The organism is Streptomyces sp. S6, from assembly GCF_054880855.1.
Genome location: NZ_JBTYMC010000338.1, coordinates 1 through 6,663 on the forward strand (window position 1 = coordinate 1; position 6,663 = coordinate 6,663).

10 protein-coding genes are annotated in these 6,663 nt (G+C 68.9%); 3 read left to right on the forward strand and 7 right to left on the reverse strand.

Annotation, left to right across the window (positions count from 1 at the left end; genetic code table 11):
• Positions 1-449 (reverse strand): class I SAM-dependent methyltransferase (locus tag ACVNF4_RS30325; RefSeq protein WP_461806083.1); only part of this gene is annotated, 449 nt, incomplete at its 3' end.
• Between the two features lie 195 nt (positions 450-644).
• Here ACVNF4_RS30325 and mshA point away from each other — a divergent pair.
• From mshA to ACVNF4_RS30340, 3 genes are read left to right on the forward strand one after another with little or no spacing between them, the layout of a single operon-like run.
• The gene (gene mshA, locus ACVNF4_RS30330) at positions 645-1,985 is read left to right on the forward strand and encodes a D-inositol-3-phosphate glycosyltransferase (protein WP_461806084.1); all 1,341 of its coding nucleotides are present in this window, start codon (positions 645-647) and stop codon (positions 1,983-1,985) included.
• Positions 1,978-2,463, forward strand: coding sequence for a type III secretion system chaperone family protein (locus ACVNF4_RS30335; RefSeq protein ID WP_461806085.1), 486 nt, complete (start codon positions 1,978-1,980; stop codon positions 2,461-2,463). The genes mshA and ACVNF4_RS30335 overlap by 8 nt, the downstream gene beginning before the upstream one ends.
• Positions 2,463-2,723 (forward strand): hypothetical protein, encoded by a 261-nt coding sequence (locus ACVNF4_RS30340; RefSeq protein WP_461806086.1) that lies wholly within the window; start codon positions 2,463-2,465, stop codon positions 2,721-2,723. Before ACVNF4_RS30335 ends, ACVNF4_RS30340 begins: the two co-directional genes overlap by 1 nt.
• A gap of 4 nt (positions 2,724-2,727) precedes the next feature.
• Here the strand turns inward: ACVNF4_RS30340 and ACVNF4_RS30345 are convergent, their stop codons facing one another.
• The 6 genes from ACVNF4_RS30345 to ACVNF4_RS30370 form a co-directional block, all read right to left on the reverse strand.
• Entirely contained in the window at positions 2,728-3,282 is a 555-nt protein-coding gene (locus tag ACVNF4_RS30345) for a class IV adenylate cyclase (protein WP_461806087.1), read from the reverse strand.
• 11 nt (positions 3,283-3,293) lie between these two features.
• A complete protein-coding gene (locus ACVNF4_RS30350; protein WP_461806088.1) occupies positions 3,294-3,890 on the reverse strand; it encodes a class I SAM-dependent methyltransferase in 597 nt (198 codons plus the stop codon).
• Positions 3,811-4,347 carry a hypothetical protein gene (locus ACVNF4_RS30355; RefSeq protein WP_461806089.1) on the reverse strand — a complete coding sequence of 179 codons (537 nt, stop codon included), beginning with the start codon at positions 4,345-4,347 and terminating at the stop codon, positions 3,811-3,813. The genes ACVNF4_RS30350 and ACVNF4_RS30355 overlap by 80 nt, the downstream gene beginning before the upstream one ends.
• A gap of 94 nt (positions 4,348-4,441) precedes the next feature.
• A complete protein-coding gene (locus ACVNF4_RS30360) occupies positions 4,442-5,344 on the reverse strand; it encodes a radical SAM protein (RefSeq protein WP_461806090.1) in 903 nt (300 codons plus the stop codon).
• Between the two features lie 96 nt (positions 5,345-5,440).
• A complete protein-coding gene (locus ACVNF4_RS30365; RefSeq protein WP_461806091.1) occupies positions 5,441-6,127 on the reverse strand; it encodes an HAD family hydrolase in 687 nt (228 codons plus the stop codon).
• Between the two features lie 372 nt (positions 6,128-6,499).
• Positions 6,500-6,649 (reverse strand): IS3 family transposase, encoded by a 150-nt coding sequence (locus ACVNF4_RS30370; RefSeq protein WP_461806092.1) that lies wholly within the window; start codon positions 6,647-6,649, stop codon positions 6,500-6,502.
• Positions 6,650-6,663 lie beyond the last annotated feature (14 nt).

Here is a 6,663-nt window from a genome sequence, read left to right on the forward strand (position 1 = left end):
CCGATCTCGTCGCACGTCCCCTCGACCAGCAGCCCGCCCGGCGCCAGCCGCCCGCACACGCGCGCCCACACCCCCGCGACGGCGTCCTCGTCGTACTGCCGCAGCACGTTCGCCGCCCGCACCAGCACCGGCCGCCCCTCCACCGGCACCTCGAACCCGCCGTGCCGGAAGACGAGCCCCTCCCGCTCGTACGGCTTCGCGGCGGCCACGCGCGCGGGGTCGATCTCGACGCCCACCACGCGCGCGTGCGGCACGGTTCTGCGCAGCCGGGCCAGCAGCTCGACGGCCGTCCAGGGCGCCGCCCCGTACCCCAGGTCGACCGCCACCGGATCGTCCGCCCGCCGCAGCTCGGCGCCGTGCACCTCGGCGATCCAGCGGTCCATGCGCCGCAGCCGGTTCGGGTTGGTGGTCCCGCGCGTAACGGTGCCGACGGGCCGGGGGGAACTCATGCGTACGAGGGTAGCCGGACGCCTCACGCGATCGAACGGTTGAGCGAGTCTCGGCAATGCGCAGGTAAAAACACCACCCGATGAGCCTCACATCCGGAATGAGCGGGCCCTCCCCCGGCGTTGCACCCGCTCGGAGGGCGCACGACCGCCCCCTTCAGCATGCCCGCAGCACCGCCAGCAAGGAGGAAACGCCACGTGAGCCAGTACGTCAGCCGGCTCGGGCGTCGTTCCCCGGCCACGCCCCCGCGTCTGCGGCTGCCGCACCGCAGGCCGCGCCGAGTAGCGATGCTCTCCGTGCACACGTCCCCTCTGCACCAGCCCGGCACCGGCGACGCCGGCGGGATGAACGTCTACATCGTCGAGCTGGCCCAGCGGCTCGCGGAGATCAACATCGAGGTCGAGATCTTCACCCGGGCGACGACGGGAGGCCTGCCCCCGACGGTCGAACTCGCCCCCGGCGTCCTCGTCCGCCACATCGACGCCGGCCCCTACGAGGGCCTCAACAAAGAGGACCTCCCCGCCCAGCTCTGCGCCTTCACCCACGGCGTCATGCAGGCGTGGGCCGGTCACCGCCCCGGCTACTACGACCTCGTCCACTCCCACTACTGGCTCTCCGGCCACGTCGGCTGGCTCGCCGCCCAGCGCTGGGGCGCCCCCCTCGTGCACGCCATGCACACCATGGCCAAGGTGAAGAACGCGAACCTCGCGGACGGCGACTCCCCCGAGCCGGCGGCACGTGTCATCGGCGAGACGCAGATCGTCGAGGCGGCGGACCGGCTGATCGCCAACACGGCCGAAGAGGCCGGGGAGTTGGTCCACCACTACCACGCCGATCCCGGCAAGGTCGCCGTCGTCCATCCCGGCGTCAACCTCACCCGCTTCACGCCGGGCGACGGGCGAGCGGCGGCGCGTGCGCGGCTGGGGCTTCCGCCGGACGCCCTGATCCCGTTGTTCGCAGGCCGCATCCAGCCTCTGAAGGCGCCGGACGTGCTGCTGAAAGCGGTTGCGGTGTTGCTGGACGACCGCCCGGAGCTCCGCTCCCGGATCGTCGTCCCCGTCGTCGGCGGTCCCAGTGGCAGCGGTCTCGCCAAGCCCGAGGGGTTGCAGAAACTCGCCGCCCGGCTCGGCATCGCCGACGTCGTCCGCTTCCGTCCTCCGGTGGGCCAGGAGCAACTGGCGGACTGGTTCCGCGCCGCCTCCGTCCTCGTCGTCCCCTCCTACAGCGAGTCCTTCGGGCTCGTCGCGATAGAGGCGCAGGCCACGGGGACGCCGATCCTCGCCGCGTCCGTCGGCGGGCTCCCGGTGGCCGTCCGCGACGGCGAGACGGGTTTCCTGGTCGACGGCCACGAACCCGCTCGGTACGCCCGCGTGCTGGAACGTTTCGCGGACACCCCCTCGCTGGTCGACCGCATGGGCGATGCCGCCGCCGCCCACGCCCAGCACTTCGGCTGGGACACCGCCGCCGCCGCCACCGCCGACGTCTACACCGCCGCCGTCCACTCCCACCGCCATCACGTACGCTCCCACCATGGCTGAGGCACACGCGGTGATCGAGGCGGCCCTCCGCGAGGCGGGGGTCACCTGGGAGTCCCCCTCGCCGGGCACGTACGTCGCGGAGCTGCCGGGGACCCGGAAGCTGAAGACGACGGTGTCGTTGCGGGTGGGCCGCCACTCGCTGTCTTTGAACGCGTTCGTCATCCGGCACCCCGACGAGAACGAGTCCGGCGTCCACCGCTGGCTCCTCGAACGCAACTTGAAGCTGTACGGGGTGAGTTACGCGGTTGACGGCCTGGGGGACATTTATGTCACCGCCCGCCTTCCGCTCTCGACCGCGACGCCGGACGAGATCGACCGGCTCCTCGGGCAGACGCTTGAGGCGGCGGACGGGGCGTTCAACGTCCTCCTTGAGATGGGGTTCGCGTCCGCGATCCGGAAGGAGTACGCGTGGCGGGTGTCCCGGGGGGAGTCGACGCGGAATCTTGAGGCGTTCGGGCGTTTGACCGGGGGTGCGTGATGCCGTTCCCCGAGACTGTGTGCCGCGTCTGCGGGCAGGACGACGGAAGCCTTCTGTGGAACGCGGACGGCTTTCCCGAGTGGGTCTACTGCGACTGCTGCGGCATCATGTCGGGTGCCGGGGACGACCATCTGGACAAGATCCGCATGACCCGCGGCTACTGGGTCGCCTCGGGCGCCGTGTGGGACGTCCCCTCGAACGAACCGGAGAACTGGGACTTGCGAGCCCAGCTCTCCCGGATCCCGCCCGAGTGGCGCTGACCGCTTAGACACCCTCCGCCGCGAACAGCAACGTCGGCTCCGCCAGGATGTCCCGCCCCACCTCGCTCTTGTAGACCTCGTCCACACTCCCGAACCGCGCCTCCGCGTAGTCGAGTTCGAGCAGCGCCGCCGCCTCTCGTACCGCCCTCTCGTCGGGCCCCTCGATCTCGACGAAAGTCGGAAGGCCGGGCCAGGTGTCGAAGTCGAAGACGACGTCCCCGAGCCGCCACTCCTCGCGGTAGTTTTCCTGGTACCGGACCTCGGTGAGACCGAGGCGGCGGAGGATCTCGGCCATGGCGCCCAGGTCGTCGACCTCCGTCTCGATCTCGGTGGTGCCGTCGATCGTGGTCGGGTCGGTGACCTGCTTGAGCGTGAGGGTCGAGCGCGTGCCCTCGCTGCGCAGCCGCAGCCATGCGCCGGCGTCGAGCGCGTCGTTCTCGAAGATCTTGCGGGTCATGAGGGTGCGGGGCATCGTCCGCGTGGCGCCGAGGGCGGCGAGCCTGCCCTGGAGGGCGGGCGCGTCGATGTTCAGGAACGTGGCTTCGTACTCGTGCTTCATGCCTGTCTTCCTCATCCGGTGCGGGCCGCGATGAGCAAGCCCATGCGGTGGGTGTGTTCTCGGGGTTGGCCGACGTGCGGGCGCTCGACGAACTCGCCGGTGCGGAGGGTCAGTCGGACGTCCCAGTCGTCGCCGAAGTGGTGGGCGAGCCTCTCGGGCGAGGTGTAGTGCTCGACGCGTGCGTGGCGTTGTTCCACCGGCATCATGAACTCCGCGCCGAACAAGCCTCCTTCGCGGACGAGGGACTGCATACGGCCGACGAAGTCGGCGAGCGGGCGATGATGGTTGGCACTGTAGTGCCAGGAACAACTCGTCCAGACGGCGCCACAACGCGCCTCGGGAAGTTCGACGGTGAGGAAGTCCCCCTCCACGACCTGTACCCGGCCCTGGAGTTGCTCCGCCTGGAGACGGTCGTGAAGGCCTTGGAGAGCGAGGGGGTCGCGTTCGACGGCGATGACGTGATGTCCAGCAGCGGCGAGCGTCGACACGTATCTGCCGTCGCTCGCCCCGACCACCACCACTGTGGCCTCAGTGGAGGTTTCCCCCAGCGTGGCGACGAACTGGGGGAAGAACGTGAGGGTGTGCTCCCACAGGCTCGGTGTCCGCACGGTGATCTCCTTCCTGGCCAATGCCGAGAATCGCCCGGACGACACGGTCCGGATCGCGGTCGGTGGTGTCGACGCGGTGCATGGGGAAACGGGTGTACGCGGCCGTGATCCGCTCCGGGGCTTCCTCGCTCAGGAGGTCCCAGCGGGTCACCGGCTTGGTCCGTCGGGCGAGCCGTCGCTGCCGTTCGTCCTCCGCGCACACCAGGTGGTACGTGATGGGTTGCGGCAGATCGGGTGGCAGCGTGACGCTGAGCCGGGACCCGAACGAGTGATGGTTCGCGAGGCATCGGGCGAAGTAGCTCTCGACGACGACCGAGGTGCCGTCGGCCAGGTGGTGCCGGATCTCCTCGGCAACCGTGAAGAGCGCCGAGAGATAGAAGCACTGCCGCGCCTCGATACCCCCTCGGAGGTCCATCTGTCGGCGTAACGGCCGGTAGAGGAGCGGAACCGTGGGCACCAGAAGAGCACCCCTGACCGCCGCCAACAGCGGTGCCACCGTGGACTTTCCGCAGCCTCTCAGCCCCTCCAACGCCTCGAACGTGGGGTGTTGCTCAGACACGGGCGTACACCACATCCGGTACGGGCAGGGTGAGTTCGTCGGTGGCAGTGGGCCGGTGGACGATGCGGCCGGCCGCCTTCTCGTACCAGAAGGCGTGGGAATCCTTGCCCACGGCCTTGCAGGACATGGTGAGCGCGCCGCGCGGGTCGGCCTCGATCCGATCGATCTCCCGTGGGCTGTCGACCGCCGCACAGGTCTCCGGCGCCCCGCTCTCGGACAGGTCCTCGTCGAGGACGACCTCGATGGCGAGCCCGGCCGACCGCAACTCCTCACGCAGGCGCGTGTACTCGGCCGGATCACCGACCAGGAGTTCGGGGTGAAGGGCGGCGTTACCGACTGGACGCAGGCAGTGGAGCTTCAACTGACAGGCGCCGAGGCGTTGCACGACCCGTGCCAGCGGCATGACTTCGGTGATGTTCCGCGCCGTCACAGTCATCGTCGCCGCCGTCGCGACGCCGAGTTTCCGGGCAAGGCTCAACGTGCTCAACGCGGCGTGGTAGCTACCCTGCCTGCGGATGGTGTCGTTGGTACCGCCGACGCCTTCCAGGGAGACCCTCAACAGATCAATGTCCGGGGCAAGTTCGATGAGACGGCGCTCGATGCGGTAACCGTTGGTGCAGATCTCCACCCTCATCCCCAGCTCCTGCCGGGCGCGGCGGACGACCTCGGTCAACTCCTTGTGCACGAAGGGCTCGCCGCCGAGCAACGTCACCGCCTCGGTGCCGTACTCCTCACGCATCAGCCGGACGAGCCCGATCGCCTCCTCGGCCGTGAACAAGCTGGCGTGCTTCAGCCGTTCACCGTGGAAGCAGTGGAGGCACGAGAAGTTGCAGCGGTACAGCAGTTGCAGGTACAGCATCCGAATCCGGTGAATACCGGTGACTTCGCGGATCACGTGGACCTCCCGGGCAGTGGAGTCCCGATCGTGGCCGCACAAGGGCGGACGGCATCACCGCGTACGCGGACGGCCCGAGGACGTCTTGGGACGTTCTCAGTTCGCCGAGATGCGCTCCAAGTGGCGCACCAGCCCTGCGGTGTCGGAGAGATCCGGCAACACGAACTCCGCGCCGGCATCGGCCAGTTCCTCCCGGCTGTGCACGCCGGTGGCGACCGCGACGACATGAGAGTCCGTGGCGAGAGCGGCCTCGACGTCCCGCGGGGTGTCCCCGATCAGCACGACCGGGGCCTCCGTTCCGTACGCGAGGCGGATACGTTCTCTTGCCACCGCCACCAGTTCAGGACGCTGGACGCCGTCGGCCCCGAACGCCCCTATCGCGAGGTCGACATGGGAGTCGAGGCCGAAGGCGGCAAGCTTGACCCTTGCGTTCGCCGCGATGTTTCCGGTGAGGACCGAGGAGACCCAACTCCCGTGTTCCGCCACTGCCTTGAGGGCATCGAACGCTCCCGGCAGGGCCGTCCCCCGGGTACGCAACTCCTCGAAGCGTTCCTGCCCCGCCTGCGTCAACGCGGCTTGGACCAGCTCCCATCGCGGCTCTGGAACGTCATGCCGCAGCAGTAGCTCCCGCATGATCAGACGGTCCGTACGGCCCTCCGTGCGCGCGGGGCCGGCTGGTGCGAAGCCTGTGAGCGCGGTGAAGGCGGCGGCGTAAATCTCCTTGCTCACCCCCGCGTTGTCGATGAGCGTGTGGTCGATGTCCCACAGGACGGTGAGGTGCATACCGCCAGCGTAGGCACCGGTGCGTGCCTTGCTCGTCTCACCGCATCTGCGCTTGTATGTCCTCCGTGAACGAGCGACTTCACTCCGTGCTCGCCCAGCGGGGCGTGTCCCCGGATGCGCTCGCTGAAGCATGCGAGGTGGACCCCAAGACGGTCGGTCGGTGGTTGGGCGGTCGTGTTCCTCACCCTCGGCACCGTTTCCGTGTGGCAAAGCATCTACGAGTCGAGGAGACCTTCCTCTGGCCGGCACAAGAGGCTCGTGCCGGTCGGCCCGACAAGGCCGAGATCGTGGCGACTTATCAGAACAGGGCGAGCGTTCCCCGTGAGGTGTGAGGGGCCTCGCGTTTTCCGGACAGGCTTTTGACCGTTTATATCACGCGGCGATTCGCAACTTCTCGTACTCGGCGTGGACTTCGCACGGAGGGTGGTAACCCACCGCCGAGTGGAGGCGTTTGCGATTGTACCAGAATTCGATGTAGCGAGTGATGTCCTGCCGGGCGGCCTCGCGGGTCGGGTAAGTCACCCTTGATACGCGCT